Raw genomic sequence first — 16,959 nt, forward strand, 5'->3', positions numbered from 1 at the left:
GGAATCTGGGTGGTCAGGGGCGGCAGCGCCACCCCGACCCGGGGTGACGCATCAGGCGGCGTCGCGCGTGTTGTCCGTACCGGCGGGCACTGCCGGGGTGCCGAGTTTCTTCCAGGCCAGCCAGCGCAGGTATTCGGGCGAGCCGACGTACTCGAGGTTGTCCACCCCGATTTTCAGGTGGTAGTACTTCTCCACCACGGTCTGCACGTCGCCGCCCTCGCAGTTGCCCTGGTAGATCTGGTGCACCGGCAGCCAGGCCTGGATGTACTTCTCCGGTTCGTGCTGGAAGATGTCGCAGCAGCCATCCGAGCAGAAGTGATAGCGCTCGCCCTCGTGCTCGATCTGCCGGTGGCTTAGGGTGGTCGGGTCGTCCGGCTCGGTGAACAGCGCCGGCACCTGGCACACCTGGCACAGCTGCGGCAGGGTGTAGTTGTAGAAGCGCTGGCCTTTGGCATGCTGCTCCTGCCAGTGGTCGAAACGCGGGCGGTAGTACTTGTCGAAGCTGTCCGGGTACTTTTCCGCGAGCCACTGCTGCTCTTCCTGGCTGGGAATCCAGGTGTGGAAGTTGGTGGCATGGCAGTACTGGTAGAAGGTCGCCCAGATCTGGTGGGTGATGTGCTGCTTGCCGATGGTGGCCTGGTCCTGGTACTTCGGCGGGCGGATGCCGTAGCGCTCGAGGTCCTTGAACAGCGCGCCGCCGTTCTGCTCGTAATACACCTCCCAGGCTTCGGCCCAGGACATCACTTTGTTCGGCAGCATGTAGTCCATCATCATGCCGACCAGACTGAGCAGGCGATAACCGCGCCAGAACCACTTGTCGATCCAGCGCTGGATGATCGGCACGTTGTCTTCGTGCTGTTCGAGCATGAACTTGATCACTTCCAGGCCGAGGGTCATGTGCCGCGCTTCGTCCGACTGCGCGGAGAAGCCGAAGGTGACCGTGGCCATGTCGCCGTTGTAGGCGGCGCCGGACATGAACGGCACGAACAGCAGGTTGGTCAGCACGTACTCGAAGGAGAACGAGACGGCGGTGAGGAACTCGAATGGGCCGGCCGAACGCGCGTCGTCGAAGAACGACTTGGGCACCGAGAGGAACCACACCCGGTCGTACATGTGGGCGAAATCATGCAGGCCGTTGAAGTGCTTGTTGTAGTGACTCATCGCATGGATCTGCGTCTGCACGTGGCGCAGCTCGTCGATCGCCTGCATCTGGCAGGCGACCCGCGCGCCGGCGCCGCTGAACTGCCGGCCAGCCCGCGAGAAGCCCTGGAAGGCGCCGTATTCCAGCGGAGAAACGCCGGTGAGGAACAGCTTCAGGGCATTCACGTAACGTGCATCGGAGATGTTCTGGTGGCCGTTGTTCTGCGCGAAGGCGTCGAAAATCGCGTAGAGCTTCTTCTCTTTCTCGGCCTGGTATTTCCAGTAGGCATCCATGGTCAGGCGGAACGGGTCTTCCCACTTGTCCCAGTCGGTGATCTTGATGCCCTCGAAATCCTCGTTGGGGAAGATGTCGGCCTTCTTCTGGTAGCTCGGCTCCCAGCCCATGTCACGGGTCAGGTACTGGTACTTGTCTTTCAGGCTGAGTTTTTTCTTCTGGGTTGTCATGGTCTGCCTCCTAGTTCTTCCACTCGAGGACGAAGCTGTCGTCGTCCTCGGCCACGTTGCCGCCGATGCTTATCACGTCGATGAGCATTTCCTGGACGTCCCACTCGCGACCGATCATTTCCTCCACTGTCTCGCGGCGGATTTCCAGGCGCTTCTCGGCCTGGATGCGGATCATCGCGGGTTGGTACTGGACCTCGGCGTGGGGGTTGTCCTGGGTGATGGCGTCCACCAGGTAACGTGCGTTGTCGTTGTCCTGGAACACGATGAAAGCCAGTTGTTTCATGCGGCTACTCCTGGGCTGCGCAGCCCGAGCTTGTGCAGGCGCGCGGCCAGCGCGGCACGCACGTCGTCGAGGGCGGCCTGGCCGGTGGCGGCTTCGGCCAGCGGTTGCAGGGCGGCATAGGCACGCGCTTCCCAGGTATCCACCCAGACCTGGATCTGCTCGCGGTTCTCTGCGCTTTCGGCCAGCACCACCTTGAGCATGGCGTCGACCCAGCGGGTGCTTTCGGCGTACCAGTCGCGCATGAACTCGGTGAGCATCGACAGGTCGGCGGCGCCCTCTTCGCCCAGTTGCTGGTCGAAGCGCTGGTACATCAGCGGATAGCTCATGCCGTCGAGCAGCAGGTTCTGCGCCAGGGTCAGCTCGAACCAGTCCTTGATCACCAGGCTGTCTTCTACGTAGCGGCGCAGACCTTGCCAGATCGGATCGTCCATCCAGTAAGCCTTGGCCTGAACCAGCGCACTGCCGCTGCCCTCGTCGAGCAGCAGGCCGATGCGCGACAGGTACTGGCCAATGCCCAGACGATCCATGGCCTGATAGATATGCAGTTGGGTCATGGTGCCGGCGATGCAGTCGCCGGCAATGCCGCTGTTGTTCATATTGGCGCCCATCTCGGCGTGGCGCAGCGGCACCAGGCAACGCAGGATCTTGTGCTGCAGCGCCTCGGGCAGGCGGCTCAACAGGCCACGTTTTTCGCAGAAGCCGTAGGCATGCTCGGTGGCTTCCTGCATACGCGCCCGGGCCTGCACGTAGGCACCGTAGAAGTACTGGCGCGGGTCGGTGACCGCGTGCCAGTCGGCCATGCGGATCGCCGTACGGCTGGGGTCGTTGAGCTGCCGCTGCGGATCCCACAACGGCCGGTAGTGGAAGTTGGTCGTCGCTTCGATATCGTAGCTGGCTTCCTGATAGCGGCTCGCCGGCTTGTCGCCGAAACGGCGTTGCAGGTTGCCATAGGTGTGGCGGAGGGTTTCCACCGTATTGGTCTTGATCTCTACGCTCATTTCAACCGTACCTTCTTGTTATGTATTCGGCTGTCGCTCGTACTCACTCTCGACCGTGCGCCTCGCGTCGGCCGATATCGCCGTAGCGCCATTTGGCCGCGTCCTCATCCACCGCCCGGCACATTGCCGCGTCCATCTGCACGACGCGCTGGCGCTGGCAGAACGCGGTGAAGGCTGCGCATGGCATCACCAGCTCGACGAACAGCTCCGGATGACCAATGGCGAAATCGAACTCGACGAATCTGGCGTCGGGGTCACTGCGCACCCGGACAAAGCGGGGTAGCTGATCGAAGGGAATGTCTGGCTCTGTCATCGAAGCTGGCTCCTGGCAGGTTGCGGGCAAAGGGGCTAAAGCAACGCATATGCCAAGCCAGGGATACACCTTTCAGGTCTTTGTATTTAAAGGATTTTTTGTCTATGAATGGGGCGGTATGAAGGAGGGGAAAGGAGGCTGCATCTGGTTCTTTTTTCAGCATTTGATCAAATGAATTTCAATACTTGAGCAAATGCTCACAGCCGTTGCGCAGGGCGTAGCGCAGCACGGCCGAGGGACCCGGAAATACATCATATGGTCACCTTTCTTCTGTCGAACAAAGCGAATATGGTTGACTAGCTTTGCGCCCATGCGGTGAAAAAGCCGCCCGATCCGCTCGCTGAATGTGCGGATTGCACTGTCGTTTTCGACGTCGTGTCAGCGGCCCCCTACAACAATAAATCAGGGGATTTGGAAGCTCATGTCGATCCAATACAAACCTCAACTGCGGTACACGGATTTCAACGACCTCACCAATCTCATCCATTTCCAGAGCACCGAAGGCAAGATCTGGCTGGGAGAGCAGCGCATGCTGCTGTTGCAGATCTCGGCGATGGCCAATTTTCGCCGGGAGATGGTCAATACGCTGGGCACCGAGCGGGCCAAGGGTTTATTCCTACGCATGGGTTACCAGTCCGGGCTGAAGGACGCCGAGCTGGCGCGCAAGCTGCGGCCGAATGCCACCGAATACGAGATGTTCCTCGCGGGGCCTCAATTGCACTCGCTCAAGGGCATGGTCAAGGTGCGCCCAATCGAGGTGGACATCGACATGGCGAGCGGAAGGTTTTACTGCGAGGTGGAGTGGATCGACTCCTTCGAAGTGGAAATCTGCCAGACCGAGCTGGGCCTGATGGATCAACCGGCCTGCTGGACGCTCATTGGCTACGCCTGCAGCTACAGCTCGGCGTTCATGGGGCGCGAGATCATCTTCCAAGAGGTCAGCTGCCGCGGCCGTGGCGACGACAAGTGCCGCATCATCGGCAAGACCGCAGAGGAATGGGGCGACACCAGCGCCTTCAAGGCTTATTTCCAGAGCGACCCGATCATCGAGGAACTCTACGATCTGCAGTCGCAACTGGTTTCGCTACGCACCAACCTCGACAAGCAGGCAGGCCAGTACTATGGCATCGGCCAGACGCCTGCCTACCAGACCGTGCGCAACATGATGGAGAAGGCCGCGCAGAGTAAGGTTTCGGTGCTGTTGCTCGGCGAAACCGGCGTCGGCAAGGAAGTCATCGCGCGCAGCGTGCATCTGCGCAGCAAGCGCGCCGCCGAGCCCTTCGTCGCGGTGAACTGCGCGGCGATTCCGCCCGATCTGATCGAATCGGAACTGTTCGGCGTTGAAAAAGGCGCGTTTACCGGCGCCACCCAGTCGCGCATGGGCCGCTTCGAGCGGGCCGACAAAGGCACCATCTTCCTCGACGAAGTGGTCGAACTCAGTCCGCGCGCCCAGGCCAGCCTGCTGCGCGTCCTGCAGGAAGGCGAGCTGGAGCGGGTGGGGGACAACCGTACGCGCACGATCGACGTACGGGTCATCGCGGCGACTCACGAAGATCTGTCCGAGGCGGTCAAGGCCGGACGTTTTCGCGCCGATCTGTACTACCGGCTGAATGTCTTTCCGGTAGCGATCCCGGCGCTTCGTGAACGTCGCGAGGACATCCCGCTGCTGGCGGAACATTTCATCCAGCGCTTTCACGAGGAATACGGCAAGATAACCCTCGGCCTGTCGGACCGCGCGCTCGAGGCCTGCCTGCATTACAGCTGGCCGGGCAATATCCGCGAGCTGGAAAACATCATCGAGCGCGGCATCATCCTTACCGATCCGAACGAAAGTATCAGCGTACCCGCCCTGTTTACCCGCCCGCCCGAGGAACACTCGATCGATAGCGCACGGGTATCGTCGGACGGAGTATTGGTTTCACCGAGCAGTGGCCGCGGCAACTGGGTAAGTCAATTGCTAAGCAGCGGCCTGAGCCTTGACGAAATCGAGCAGAGCTTGATGCAGGAAGCCATGCGGCAGGCCAACGGAAATGTCTCGGGCGCCGCGCGTCTGCTCGGTCTCAGTCGCCCGGCGCTGGCCTATCGGCTGAGGAAAATCGGCATCGAGAGCTGAGCGGTCAGGGCCGGCCAGGTGCTTCCCTTCAGCTCTGGGGGGGGGCGGAGGGTAGGTGAGTTCTGGCGAAAAGGGGCTGCGGCCTTCGAAATGTTTCCTGCGCTTGTACGCATTGCCGTGCAGCAAGATCTTAGCTTCCGTTGCTCGTCGTTCAGTAGCGCTTGCCATGGACATCTCGCCCTTGGCGTTGCCTCGGACGGACACCACAGGTGCCGCTCTGGATCGATCCGAACCGGCGGATGACTCGCTGCCAGCTACGGAAATGGTGCTGATCGGCACTGCCATGCCGTTGTTGAGGAGGGCGCCGTTCGGCCACGTTCGCGTTGCAGGATGCCTTACCGCAAACGGCATTTCACCAAATGAGCAACCCCTCGCCGGTTTTGACTATTTGCTGAACCCCCGCTTCGAAGAAGCATGGCTGCTGGACGGCCACGGGGTGCACGTACTCATATAAAAATTTCAACTAAATCATTGGGTTAAGCTCAAGCTCCGGCCGGATATCGAGGACTGGCACAGGCGTTGCTCCAGGGTCATCAACCGCTGCAAGACAATAACAATCGAGTGGTGATCCGTAATGAGCTTCATCTCCAACCCGCGCAAGGGCCTGACCTGCGCGAAAGCCTTGACTCGCGTGCCTCGTTCCACCGTTGCCCTGCTGTTGCCCGTTCTGCTGGCTGGCTGTGAGGCCGATCTGAACCTGGCGGGGGTTACCGCAACAACCTCCCAGGCCAGCCTGCGCACCGATTATTACCAGGCGGTCGCCAGCGACGCCGGGACCAGCGTGCTGGTCGGTAACGATGGCGTGATCTTGGTCAGCCAGGATCAAGGCCGCAACTGGCAGCGCCAGCAGCTGCCCGGACATCCCAGCCTGATCGCTCTCGATGCCTGCTCCGACGGCAGCTTCATTGCCCTGAGCTTCGACAACCGACTGTGGCACAGCGCGGACCGCGGCCAGAGCTGGCGTGAACATGCCCTGCAGACCGAGGAGCAGATGCTTACCACTGCCTGTGCGCCCGATGGCGCCTGGTGGGTAGCCGGCAGCTACAGCACGCTGTTGAGCAGCCGCGACCAAGGTGCGACCTGGGCGCAGAGCAGCCTTGACGAAGACGCGATGCTGACGACTCTGCAGTTCCTAAACCAGAAGGAGGCCGTGGTGACTGGCGAGTTCGGGCTGGTTTTCACCAGCACCGACGGTGGCCAGAACTGGGATCCGGCCGGCAGCCTGCCGGACGAGTTCTATCCCCATGCCAGCCATTTCCGCAGCCTCAGCGAAGGCTGGGTCGGCGGCCTCAACGGTTTCATCTACCACACCGCCGATGGTGGGCAGACATGGGAGCGCCAGGAGGCTCCGGTCAGTGCCCCGATTTTCTCCTTCAGCGCCAACGCCGATGGTCTGTTCGCCATCGGCGATCACAGCAGCGTACTGCGCCTGGTCGGCAATCGCTGGCAGGCCATGGCGACACCCAGCGAGCCGGTTTATCTGCGTGCCGCCACGATGACGGCCGACCACCGTCTGACCGTCGCGGGGGGTAAGGGGCTGCTGCTGAGCCTGGATACCCGTCCGTCCCTGACCGCCGTCCAAGAACAGTGAGGCCAATGCCCATGTCCCTGCATCACTTCACGCATGTCTTCTATCTGGTCAAGGTCTGGCTGTTTCGCCATCCGCGTAGCGTGTTAATGATCATCGCTGCCCTGACGCTGCTGTTCGCGATGCGCATTCCGGCGCTGAAGATTTATACCGACTTCGCCGACCTGCTGCCTCAGGAACATCCCTATATTCAGTTGCACAACAGCATCAAGGACACCTTCGGCGGCGCCAACGTACTGGTGATTGGCGTCGAGTTCACCGAGGGCGATCTGTTCAGCAACGAAAACCTGGCCACCATCGATCGTGTCACCCAGGCGGTGGACAGCCTGCCGGGGGTCAACCACAACCTGGTCAGCAGCCTGACCCACCGCAACTCGCGCAAGATCTGGTTGACCGAGGTTGGCAGCATCAATTCCGAGCCTTACTACCAGGCCGAATTCGGCCCGCTGGACGAGGCCCAACTGAGCGCAATGAAGGCCGACGTGGTGGCTAATCCGCGGGTCTACGGCCCTCTGGTTTCACCGGACCTCAAGGTGGCTCTGGTCAAGGCGCAGTTGATCGAAGGCCAGCTCGACTACGAGCAGACGTTCGCCCAGTTGCAGGCGTTGCGCCAGGCCGAGACGCGCGAGGGTGTGACCCTCTACGCGACCGGGCAACCGGTGCTGGTGGGTTGGGCCTACACCTACATGGACCAGATCCTGCAGATTTTCCTGTTCACCGTGCTGGCGATGCTGGCGCTGCTGGTGTTCCATTTCCGCAAGGCCTACGGCGTGCTGATCCCACTCGGCGGCGTGATGATTTCGACCGTCTGGGGCCTGGGCATCATCAGCCTGCTGGGCTACAACCTCGATCCGCTGGGGCTGGTGATCCCCTTCCTGATCGCGGCGCGAGCCATGAGCCATGGCGTGCAACTGGTCGAGCGCTACTATGCGGAAGTGCGTGTACTCGGCGATGGCCAGTTGGCGGCGCGGGCGACCTTCGACAGTCTGTTCCGCCCGGGCACCCTGGGCATTGCTTCGGACGCCATCGGGCTGGCGCTGATCGCCATCGGATCCATCGCATTGAACACCAAGCTTGGTATCTATGCCTCGCTGTGGGCGACAACGGTGATTTTCTCCGTGCTGATCGGCGTGCCACTGCTGCTGTCCATCCTGCCAACGCCAAAGAATCCCGAAATCAAGGAAACCTTCCTGCGGCATGTCGGAGGAACCTGCGCCGCGACCGTCGCGCGTCCCGGTGCGGCCGGCAAGCTGCTGATCATCGCCGCGCTGGCAATCCTCGCCGGACTCTGGGCCTCCTCGAAGGTGACCATTGGTGACTCCGAGCCGGGTTCGCCGATTCTCTATCCGGAGCATGATTACAACGTCTCATCCAAGGAGATCAACGAGCGCTTCCCCGGTTCCGAAGAGCTGTACATCATCGCCGAGCATGCGGAAGCCGGCGGCATCAAGCGTCCCGAGGTACTCAAGGCACTGCAGTCGCTGCAGGCGCACATGCTCGGCGATCCCTCGGTGGGCGGCAGCAAGGGGTTGCCGGACCTGGTCAAGCAGGTCAACCGGCTGATGCACAACGACGATCCGCGCTGGTTCCAGATTCCCCACGATGCCGATTACGTGGGTGGTTTGATGTTCACCTACATGGCCTCCAGCCCGATTCCCGGCGCGCTCAACGAGTTCAACGACACCGACGACCGCATCGCCAACCTGGTGTTCTACTACAAGGATCGCCAGGGCGAGACCATCCGCCGCGCCATCCATATGGCCAAACAGTGGATCGCCGAGCACGGCGAGGAAGTTCCCGGCCTGTCCATCCGCCTGGCCGGCGGCACCCTGGGTGTGGCCGCGGCGATGAACGAGTCGGCCTTCGACACCAACCTGCTGGTGCTTCCGCTGGTGTTCCTGCTGATCTTCGCCTTCGTCATGGTCTTCTACACCAGCTGGCACGCCGGGCTGATGATGCTGATGGCGATGCTCTTCGCCACCGTGCTGACCTATGCCTACATGGGCCTGGCGGGGATGAGCATCGACATCAACACGGTGCCGGTGATCGCTGTCGGTATCGGTGTAGGCATCGACTACTCGATATACATGATGGACCGCATACGCGAGGAGATGGTCAAGAGCGGCAGTCTCGCCAGCGCCGTGCACCGTGCCATCGCCACCACCGGCATGGCCGTGAGCTTCACGGCGATCACTTTGATGGCCGGCATCATCATGTGGGTGTTGCTTTCCGACCTGCGCTTCCAGGCCGACGCCGCGCTGTTGCTGTGCGTGATGATCGTCCTCAATGGCTTCACCTCGATGCTGCTGGTGCCCGCCTGGGTGCTGGTATTCAAGCCTCGCTTCATCACCGATGCCTATGCGGACGAAGACGGCATCATCCATGCCGGCCACGACCTGCCCACCGAATCCCTGTCCCCGGCCCAACGGGTCGAGGGTGGGTTGCTAGAGGGGGCTACGCATCCGGCTTGAACCGGGTGCGCGGCTTCAACCATGATCGCAAGAGGAACTGCCATGCAGACAACAAAAAAAACAAACCTGCGCAACCTGGGATTCGCCATGCTCGGCGGTACCGGCGTGGCCCTGATGCCGCTGGCCAGCGCGCTGGCCGAGGAGGAAACCCGCTATACCGGCTTCTATGAGAACGCCACCCACGTGCGTGACTCGGCCGGCCTGTCGAAATTCCGCAACACGCTGCAGCTCAACGCCGACCGTGCCCTGGATGACCGCGGAGCATTTCGCAACATCAAGTTTCATGGCACCTTCCGCGGCAGCTACGACGGGGTCTACGACCTCAATTCCAGCGAATACGGCAGTGGTGCGGGCGGTGCCATTACCCTGGAAAACAGCGCGGCGGGCAACAGCGTGCCCCACGGTGGCGGACTGCAGCTGCCGTATACCTTCGATCCGGCCAACAACCCCAACGAAGGCATGCTGGTGCTCGGCGAGAGGCTGCACAAGACCCGTGGCGGGGTCGCCTTCGGCGTGCCGGTACGGCCCTGCGACAAGGACAGCCGCGGCTGCATCGACGACTACCTGGACGCCGACAGCAACGACCTGCGCTTCCCCGAGTTCAACGAGCGGCTGGACTTCATCCGCGAGCTGTACATGGACTTCGACCACGGCCTGCCCAACGGCGACATGGTCAGCTGGCGGGTCGGCAAGCAGCAGGTGATCTGGGGCCGCACCGACCTGTTCCGCGTGCTCGACGTGATCAACCCGGTAGACTACTCGCGCAACAACATCTACGACGAGCTGGAGGACATTCGCATCCCGATGTGGATCGCCAAGGCTGATTGGCGCATGGGCGCCGGCGAGGTGTTCGACGACCTCAACCTGTCGTTCGTGTGGAATTTCGACAAGTTCCGTCCGCACAACCTTGGCCAGTGCGGTACGCCCAACTCGATCCTCGATGCGGGCTGTTTCTTCCGCGGCATGAACAACCTCTGGGAGAACGGTGGCACCGTGGCCAGCTTCGCTGGTGCCAGCCCGGCTGGTGGTTTTGCCACCGACTTCGGTCCCGGACAGATCGGCATCCGCAAGGCACATATGCCCTCCTGGAGCCTGTCCAACACCCAGTTCGGAATCAAGCTGGAAGGTGTCTACGGTGACCTTGGCTTCAGCCTCAATGCGTTGACCTACCGCTCGCAGCTGCCATCCCTGCGTGGCGTGTCTGGGCAGAATGGTTTCACCGGCGAAGTGGCGCCGTGGCCAAGCCTGATTGCCTTCGATATCCACTTCCCACGGGTCAACCTGATCGGCGGCTCGCTGGACTACTACTCGCAGGCCATCGACACTGTGTTCCGCTTCGAAGTGGCGCACACCTCAGGCGAGGAGTTCGCCAACACCCTGCAGTCGCGGCTGTTCTCCGAATCCGACGTGACCCGCTACGTGATCGGCGCGGACAAAAACGTCTTCATTCCCTTCCTCAACCCAGGCCGTGCGTTCCTTATCTCCGGCCAGCTGTTCGGCCAGCACATCCAGGAGCACCAAGAGGAGAAGCGGGCATGGGGTAAAGCTGGCATGCCGGACTGGGAGCAGAACTGGATCGCCACCTTGCTGCTCAAGGGTTGGTGGATGAACGACCGCCTCAGCCCGCAACTGCTCGCCGCCCATGACTTCAAGGCCCGCGCCACCGCCATCGCTCCGAGCGTCGAGTACCTGTTCAACGACAACCTGCGAATCATTGCCGGTGCCAACGTCAAGGTCGGCCGCGGCGCGCGCGAGTACGACGATTGCCGCAGCTGCAACCCATGGGATCCCTTCACCAGCGCCGGCCAGCCGGAGGGCTATACACTTGGCCTTGGCGGCTATGAGCCACTTGGGCGCTTCCGCGCCGGCCCCATAGGCATGGCCCAGAAGGAAGACGAACTGCAACTCACCCTGCGCTACAGCTTCTGATCACAAGGAAAGAGCCTCATGAAAAACAACAAGAACACTTTGCGCCTGGCCATGCTGACGCTGGCTGCTGCCGCAGCCTGCGCCCAGGCCGCTGACGAAACCGTGATCGAGCAGTCCTTCCGGCCCTATGCCAAGGACAAGCCGAGCTTTGCCGGGCTGAGCGCCGGCATGACCATCAACCAGGGCAATGTTGCCCAGTTCAAGGACATCCTCGATCCGGCCTTCTATGGCTTCATCGAGAAGGGCTGGGCCGAGCTGAAGGTTGGCGAAACCACCTCCTTCGATCTGCACCCCAACTACGTCGAGGCTACCCGCCAAGGCATGGACAAGATCCAACTCGGCGCCAAGCCGGGCGAGATCAAGGGCTGGGTCGCCGGCCGGCCGTTTCCCCAGGAGCCGGACGTCAACGATCCGCGTGCCGGCGAAAAGCTCGCCTGGAACTATAAGTACGGCTACAACTGGGGCGACAGTGCGGCGATCCAGCCGTTCTATTGGAAATTCCGCGACATGAACTCGGGCAAGGTGGAGCGGACCATCAAGTTCAACTTCCACTTCCTGAATTTCACCGGCCGGGTGAACCAGGACCCGATGCCGGCGATCACGCCGAACCCGTCGGATCTGTTCCGCGGTATCTACGTGAACGTGCTGGAGCCGCACGACGTGCGTAACACCCAGCTGTTGATCCACCGCGCCCAGGATGACTTGAAGCGCGACAATTCCTGGCTGTACCTCGGCTTCCAGCGCCGCGTGCGGCGTCTGGCCACCGGCCAGGTGACCGACGCCTTCCTCGGCTCGGACCTGATGATCGAGGACTTCGAAGGCTACAACGGGCGCATCTCCGACATGAAGTGGACCTACAAGGGCACCCGTTTCATGCTGATGCCGTTCTACAACCACAACGACCTGAGCCTGGACAGCGAAACCCACAAGGACAGCGAGGGCTACCAGGTGGTGGCGTTCGGCGGCCAGGGCGGCTGCTTCCCCAACATCACCTGGCAACTGCGCAAGGTCTATGAAGTGGAAGCCGCACCGGTGGACGCCGGCCACCCGTTGGCCAAGCGTGTGCATTATATGGACGCACAAACCTTCACCGTGCCGCGCACCATCTCCTACGACCGCAAGGGCAGTCTGTGGAAGACCTTCACCATCGGCCAGGCCCATCCGGACCACCATTTGCCGGTCAACAAAGGTAGCGGGGTGTCGATCGACGACAGCTTCAGCATGATCGACGTGCAGGCCATGCACTGCACCTCCGGGCAGTTCAAGGGCGTGGTCGACGCCAAGCTGAGCCCGCCGGAGATGTTCAGCGTGCAGCACATGCGCGCCACCGGTAACTGAGCCTTCGCCGTCCGGCGTCCTGCCGGGCGGCCGCTTCCCATTCTCCCCGGCCCACCGACGTTCACTCGCCGGCGGGCCGCCCTTGATTCAGGAACTTGGTTCAGGAAAAAGCCATGCACAACGACCGCAACGGTGCCCACGCGCCCGGCGAACAGCTGGTACTGCTGACCGACAGCCAGGCCAACATCCTCTACGCCAGCCCGGCGCTGTGCCGCCAGCTGGGCCATCCCGAGGCCACCCTCGAGGGCAGGCCGGCTTCGCTGCTGCGCCATCCGGACATGCCCGGCGGGCCGATCAAGGACCTTTGGGCCACCCTCGGCCGCGGCCAGAGCTGGATGGGCATGATGAAGAACCGTCGCGCCGATGGTCGCGAGTTCTGGGTCGATGCCTTCATCAGCCCGGTGCTCGATGACGGCGTGGTCAGCGAATACCAGGCGATCTACCGCCTGCCGGACGCCGCGGCCATCGCGCGCGCCGAAGCCATCTACCGCCTGCGCAGCCAGGGCCGCCACCCGACGGCGTTGCGCTGGCGCTGGCTGGACCGCAGCCGCCAGCAGGTCCTGCTCGCCAGCCTGGCCTTCACGCCGCTCGGCGTGCTCGCCTCGAGCCAGGCGCCGGCGCTCGGGCTGGCGCTGCTGCTCGGCGGTATCGCCGCCTGCGCGCTGCTGCTCGGCCTGCACGCGCGCCCCTTCGCGCAACTGGTGGCGCAGAGCCGCCAGCGGGTCGAGCACCCGATCAAGCAGCTGATCTACACCGGGCGGATCGACGAGATCGGCCAGCTGCAACTGGGCAACCGCCTGCTCGAAGCGCAACTGGCCTCGATGCTGGCGCGGGTCGGCGACAGCAGCGGCCGGGTCGCCGGCCTCGCCGAGCGCACCCGCGAACTGCTCGGCACCGGCAATCGCGCGGCCGAACAGCAGCAACAGGCGCTGGATGCCATCAGCGCCGCGGTCGAGGAACTCAGCGCCACCATCCGCGAGGTGGCCGGCAACACCGCCAGCGCCGCGGCGCTGACCCGCCAGGCGCTGGCGCTTGGCAGCCAGGGCCAGCAGCGGGTCGAGGTGGCCGGGCAGCGCATCGGCAGCCTGGCCGGCACCCTCGACCAGTCCGCCGAGGCGGTGGCCGTGCTGAGCCGCCACAGCCAGGCCATCGGCGGCATCCTCGAAGTGATCCGCAGCATCGCCGAGCAGACCAACCTGCTGGCGCTGAATGCCGCCATCGAGGCGGCGCGGGCCGGCGACAACGGCCGCGGCTTCGCCGTGGTGGCCGACGAGGTGCGTTCGCTGGCGCAGCGCACCCAGGCCTCCACCGACGAGATCCAGCAGATGATCGAAGCGCTGCGCCAGGGCACCGGGCAGGTGGTCGGCAGCATGCAGCAGGGCCTGCAGCAGTCGCGCGCCAGCGTCGAGCAGGTCGCCGCCACCGCGCAGGCGCTGGCCGAGATCACCGGCCTGGTGGGCGAGATCGCCGAGGCCGGCGGGCAGATTGCCGAGGCGGGCACCCAGCAGAGCGCCGCCGCCGAGGAGATCAACCAGAAGCTCTGCGCGCTGCAGGAACTGGCCCGGCACAGCCTGCAGCTGCAGCACGAAAGCTTCGAGGTGGCCGACGAAGTCAGTCGCCAGGCGGGTCGCCAGCGCGCCCTGCTGGCAAAGATGGGCTGATCGCCGCACCTATCGTTACGATCAACGTAACGATAGGTCTCCGAGCTTGATTGATGACCCCTCGGTCACCTCCCTACTGTGCGCTCCACAAAGCGGAAAACCTGTGGAGTCGCCATGACAACAACAATCTCCCCACCGCCGCAGTGGTCGCGTCGTCGCGCTGAAAAAGCCCGTCGTCTCGATCAGGTGCAGAGCCTCGCCGATGGCGTGGTACTGCCCAGCGAGCGGATCGTCGAGGCCCTGGAACTGCTGATCGCCCCTGGCGACCGGGTGGTGCTCGAGGGCAACAACCAGAAGCAGGCGGACTTCCTCTCCCGCTCCCTGGCCAAGGCCGACCCCGGCAAGCTGCACGACCTGCACATGATCATGCCGAGCGTCAGCCGCGCCGAGCACCTGGATCTGTTCGAGCGGCAGATCGCGCGCAAGCTCGACTTTTCCTTCGCCGGCCCGCAGAGCCTGCGCATCAGCCAGCTGCTCGAGGACGGCCTGCTGGAAGTCGGCGCCATCCACACCTACATCGAGCTCTATTCGCGTCTGTTGGTGGACCTGATCCCCAATGTCGCGCTGGTCGCCGGCTTCCAGGCCGACCGCCACGGCAACATCTACACCGGTCCCAGCACGGAAGACACCCCGGCGCTGGTCGAGCCCACCGCGTTCAGCGATGGCATCGTGATCTTCCAGGTCAACGAGATCGTCGACGAGCTGCCGCGCGTGGACATCCCGGCCAGCTGGGTCGACTTCGTCGTGGTCGCCGACAAGCCGTTCTATATCGAGCCGCTGTTCACCCGCGACCCGCGCCACATCAAGCCGGTGCACGTGCTGATGGCGATGATGGCGATTCGCGGTATCTACGAAAAACACAACGTGCAGTCGCTCAACCATGGCATCGGCTTCAATACCGCCGCCATCGAGCTGATCCTGCCGACCTACGGCGAATCCCTCGGCCTGAAAGGCAAGATCTGCCGCAACTGGACGCTCAACCCGCACCCGACGCTGATCCCGGCGATCGAGACTGGCTGGGTCGAGAGCGTGCATTGCTTCGGCACCGAGCTGGGCATGGAGAACTACATCGCCCAGCGCCCGGACGTGTTCTTCACCGGGCGCGACGGCTCGATGCGCTCCAATCGCATGATGTGCCAGCTGGCCGGGCAGTACGCGGTGGACCTGTTCATCGGCGCCACCCTGCAGGTCGATGGCGACGGCCATTCCTCCACCGTGACCCGCGGCCGCCTGGCCGGTTTCGGCGGTGCGCCGAACATGGGCCACGACCCGCGCGGTCGCCGCCACCCGACTCCGGCCTGGCTGGACATGGCCATGCCCGGCGGCGAAGCCCCGGTGACCATGCTCGAGCGCGGCAAGAAGCTCGTGGTGCAGATGGTCGAGACCTTCCAGGAAGGCGGCAAACCCACCTTTGTCGAACAGCTCGACGCGGTCGAGGTGGCGAAGAAAAGCGGCATGCCGCTGGCGCCGATCATGATCTATGGCGATGACGTCACCCATCTGCTTACCGAGGAAGGCATCGCCTACCTGTACAAGGCACGCTCGCTGGAAGAGCGCCAGGCGATGATCGCCGCGGTGGCCGGCGTCACCAGCATCGGCCTGCGGCACAACCCGAAGGACACCGAGCGCATGCGCCGCGAAGGGCTGATCGCGCTGCCGGAAGACCTCGGCATCCGTCGCAACGACGCGACCCGCGAGCTGCTCGCGGCCAAGAGCATCGCCGAGCTGGTCGACTGGTCCGGCGGCCTCTACAACCCGCCCGCCAAGTTCAGGAGCTGGTGATGAGCGCACTCATTGCAAGACAGGCGCAGCCATCACTGGCCGAGCGGTTGGCGGATACGGCGGTGCAGGCGCTGATCGACGAGGCCGACCTGTCGCCCAAGCCGGGGCTGGTCGACCGGCGCGGTAGTGGCGCGCACAGCGATCTGCATCTGGGTCTGATGCACGCCTCGGCCCATGCGCTGTGGCCGGCGTTCAAGGCGATGGCCGAAGCGGCGCAGCAGATTGGCGAATTTGGCCAGCCCTTGCGCGAAACCCTCGGCCAGCTCGGCCGCGACGGCGAAGCCGACATGCTCCGCGTGACGGGTGGCGTAAATACCCATCGAGGGGCGATCTGGGCGCTGGGGCTGCTCAGTGCGGCGGCGGCGCTGGAGGCCGACGCGCCTGACGCCCGATGCGTTGCGGCAACGGCCGCGAGACTGGCCCGTTTGAGCGACCCGGCCGTACCGGTCACTTCCGACAGCCACGGCGCGCGAGTCTGCCGTGCCTATGGTGTGCTCGGTGCGAGGGAGCAGGCGCAGCATGGCTTTCCTGCCGTCATCGATCAGGGCCTGCCGCAGCTGCTGGTCAGCCGACGTGCCGGGATAGGCGAGCAGAACGCCCGGCTCGATGCGCTGCTGGCGATCATGACCGAGCTCAGCGACACCTGCGTGCTGCACCGCGCGGGCCTCGATGGCCTGACCCGCATGCAGCAGGGCGCTCGTGCCGTGCTGGCTGCCGGCGGTTGCGCAAGCCTCGCCGGGCGCCGCCAGCTGCGCGCACTGGAAGGCGAGATGTTGTCACTGCGTGCCTCGCCAGGCGGCGCCGCCGACCTGCTCGCCGCCACCTTATTCCTCGACCGCCTGGCGCCCGCCGCGCCGGCGCCGACTGGGAGCAACTGA

At 63.6% G+C, this 16,959-nt stretch carries 13 protein-coding genes; 9 read left to right on the forward strand and 4 right to left on the reverse strand.

What is annotated here, in order from left to right; translation table 11 throughout:
• Positions 1 to 51: 51 nt before the first annotated feature.
• From RT582_RS01825 to RT582_RS01840, 4 genes are read right to left on the reverse strand one after another with little or no spacing between them, the layout of a single operon-like run.
• On the reverse strand, positions 52 to 1,605 hold the full coding sequence (locus RT582_RS01825) for an aromatic/alkene/methane monooxygenase hydroxylase/oxygenase subunit alpha (protein ID WP_313476321.1): 1,554 nt from the start codon (positions 1,603 to 1,605) through the stop codon (positions 52 to 54).
• Positions 1,606 to 1,615: 10 nt separating this feature from the next.
• Positions 1,616 to 1,888, reverse strand: a complete 273-nt coding sequence (locus tag RT582_RS01830) for an MmoB/DmpM family protein (protein WP_313476322.1) — start codon at positions 1,886 to 1,888, stop codon at positions 1,616 to 1,618.
• Positions 1,885 to 2,886: an aromatic/alkene monooxygenase hydroxylase subunit beta gene (locus tag RT582_RS01835; protein ID WP_313476323.1), complete on the reverse strand. Its 1,002-nt coding sequence runs from the start codon at positions 2,884 to 2,886 to the stop codon at positions 1,885 to 1,887. Before RT582_RS01835 ends, RT582_RS01830 begins: the two co-directional genes overlap by 4 nt.
• A gap of 43 nt (positions 2,887 to 2,929) precedes the next feature.
• A complete protein-coding gene (locus RT582_RS01840) occupies positions 2,930 to 3,199 on the reverse strand; it encodes a phenol hydroxylase subunit (protein ID WP_042925802.1) in 270 nt (89 codons plus the stop codon).
• A gap of 421 nt (positions 3,200 to 3,620) precedes the next feature.
• On the opposite strand from RT582_RS01840, the gene RT582_RS01845 reads away from it, so the two are divergent.
• The 9 genes from RT582_RS01845 to RT582_RS01885 all read left to right on the forward strand — a co-directional run bounded on the left by RT582_RS01845 (position 3,621) and on the right by RT582_RS01885 (position 16,959).
• Positions 3,621 to 5,312, forward strand: coding sequence for a sigma-54-dependent Fis family transcriptional regulator (locus RT582_RS01845; RefSeq protein WP_042925801.1), 1,692 nt, complete (start codon positions 3,621 to 3,623; stop codon positions 5,310 to 5,312).
• A 166-nt stretch (positions 5,313 to 5,478) separates the two neighbouring features.
• Entirely contained in the window at positions 5,479 to 5,766 is a 288-nt protein-coding gene (locus RT582_RS01850) for a hypothetical protein (RefSeq protein WP_042925798.1), read from the forward strand.
• A gap of 120 nt (positions 5,767 to 5,886) precedes the next feature.
• Entirely contained in the window at positions 5,887 to 6,903 is a 1,017-nt protein-coding gene (locus RT582_RS01855) for a YCF48-related protein (protein ID WP_313476327.1), read from the forward strand.
• Between the two features lie 11 nt (positions 6,904 to 6,914).
• Complete coding sequence (locus RT582_RS01860) at positions 6,915 to 9,371, forward strand: efflux RND transporter permease subunit (protein ID WP_208607451.1); 2,457 nt, start codon at positions 6,915 to 6,917, stop codon at positions 9,369 to 9,371.
• Positions 9,372 to 9,413: 42 nt separating this feature from the next.
• Complete coding sequence (locus tag RT582_RS01865) at positions 9,414 to 11,300, forward strand: DUF1302 family protein (RefSeq protein ID WP_312966579.1); 1,887 nt, start codon at positions 9,414 to 9,416, stop codon at positions 11,298 to 11,300.
• Between the two features lie 18 nt (positions 11,301 to 11,318).
• A complete protein-coding gene (locus tag RT582_RS01870; protein WP_042925793.1) occupies positions 11,319 to 12,638 on the forward strand; it encodes a DUF1329 domain-containing protein in 1,320 nt (439 codons plus the stop codon).
• Positions 12,639 to 12,751: 113 nt separating this feature from the next.
• The gene (locus RT582_RS01875) at positions 12,752 to 14,299 is read left to right on the forward strand and encodes a methyl-accepting chemotaxis protein (RefSeq protein WP_090520673.1); all 1,548 of its coding nucleotides are present in this window, start codon (positions 12,752 to 12,754) and stop codon (positions 14,297 to 14,299) included.
• Between the two features lie 114 nt (positions 14,300 to 14,413).
• Positions 14,414 to 16,081, forward strand: a complete 1,668-nt coding sequence (mdcA, locus tag RT582_RS01880; protein WP_042925790.1) for a malonate decarboxylase subunit alpha — start codon at positions 14,414 to 14,416, stop codon at positions 16,079 to 16,081.
• Complete coding sequence (locus RT582_RS01885) at positions 16,081 to 16,959, forward strand: triphosphoribosyl-dephospho-CoA synthase (RefSeq protein WP_090520675.1); 879 nt, start codon at positions 16,081 to 16,083, stop codon at positions 16,957 to 16,959. The genes mdcA and RT582_RS01885 overlap by 1 nt, the downstream gene beginning before the upstream one ends.

This window comes from Stutzerimonas kunmingensis, from assembly GCF_032106285.1.
Lineage (GTDB): Bacteria > Pseudomonadota > Gammaproteobacteria > Pseudomonadales > Pseudomonadaceae > Stutzerimonas > Stutzerimonas kunmingensis_B.

Bases quoted from the DNA above. Each gene is read 5' to 3' on its own strand.
- RT582_RS01840 (WP_042925802.1), bottom strand. From the start codon at position 3,199: ATGACAGAGCCAGACATTCCCTTCGATCAGCTACCCCGCTTTGTCCGG.
- RT582_RS01870 (WP_042925793.1), top strand. From the start codon at position 11,319: ATGAAAAACAACAAGAACACTTTGCGCCTGGCCATGCTGACGCTGGCT.
- RT582_RS01860 (WP_208607451.1), top strand. From the start codon at position 6,915: ATGTCCCTGCATCACTTCACGCATGTCTTCTATCTGGTCAAGGTCTGG.
- RT582_RS01845 (WP_042925801.1), top strand. From the start codon at position 3,621: ATGTCGATCCAATACAAACCTCAACTGCGGTACACGGATTTCAACGAC.
- RT582_RS01835 (WP_313476323.1), bottom strand. From the start codon at position 2,886: ATGAGCGTAGAGATCAAGACCAATACGGTGGAAACCCTCCGCCACACC.
- RT582_RS01850 (WP_042925798.1), top strand. From the start codon at position 5,479: ATGGACATCTCGCCCTTGGCGTTGCCTCGGACGGACACCACAGGTGCC.
- RT582_RS01825 (WP_313476321.1), bottom strand. From the start codon at position 1,605: ATGACAACCCAGAAGAAAAAACTCAGCCTGAAAGACAAGTACCAGTAC.
- RT582_RS01855 (WP_313476327.1), top strand. From the start codon at position 5,887: ATGAGCTTCATCTCCAACCCGCGCAAGGGCCTGACCTGCGCGAAAGCC.
- RT582_RS01875 (WP_090520673.1), top strand. From the start codon at position 12,752: ATGCACAACGACCGCAACGGTGCCCACGCGCCCGGCGAACAGCTGGTA.
- RT582_RS01865 (WP_312966579.1), top strand. From the start codon at position 9,414: ATGCAGACAACAAAAAAAACAAACCTGCGCAACCTGGGATTCGCCATG.
- RT582_RS01830 (WP_313476322.1), bottom strand. From the start codon at position 1,888: ATGAAACAACTGGCTTTCATCGTGTTCCAGGACAACGACAACGCACGT.
- RT582_RS01885 (WP_090520675.1), top strand. From the start codon at position 16,081: ATGAGCGCACTCATTGCAAGACAGGCGCAGCCATCACTGGCCGAGCGG.
- mdcA (WP_042925790.1), top strand. From the start codon at position 14,414: ATGACAACAACAATCTCCCCACCGCCGCAGTGGTCGCGTCGTCGCGCT.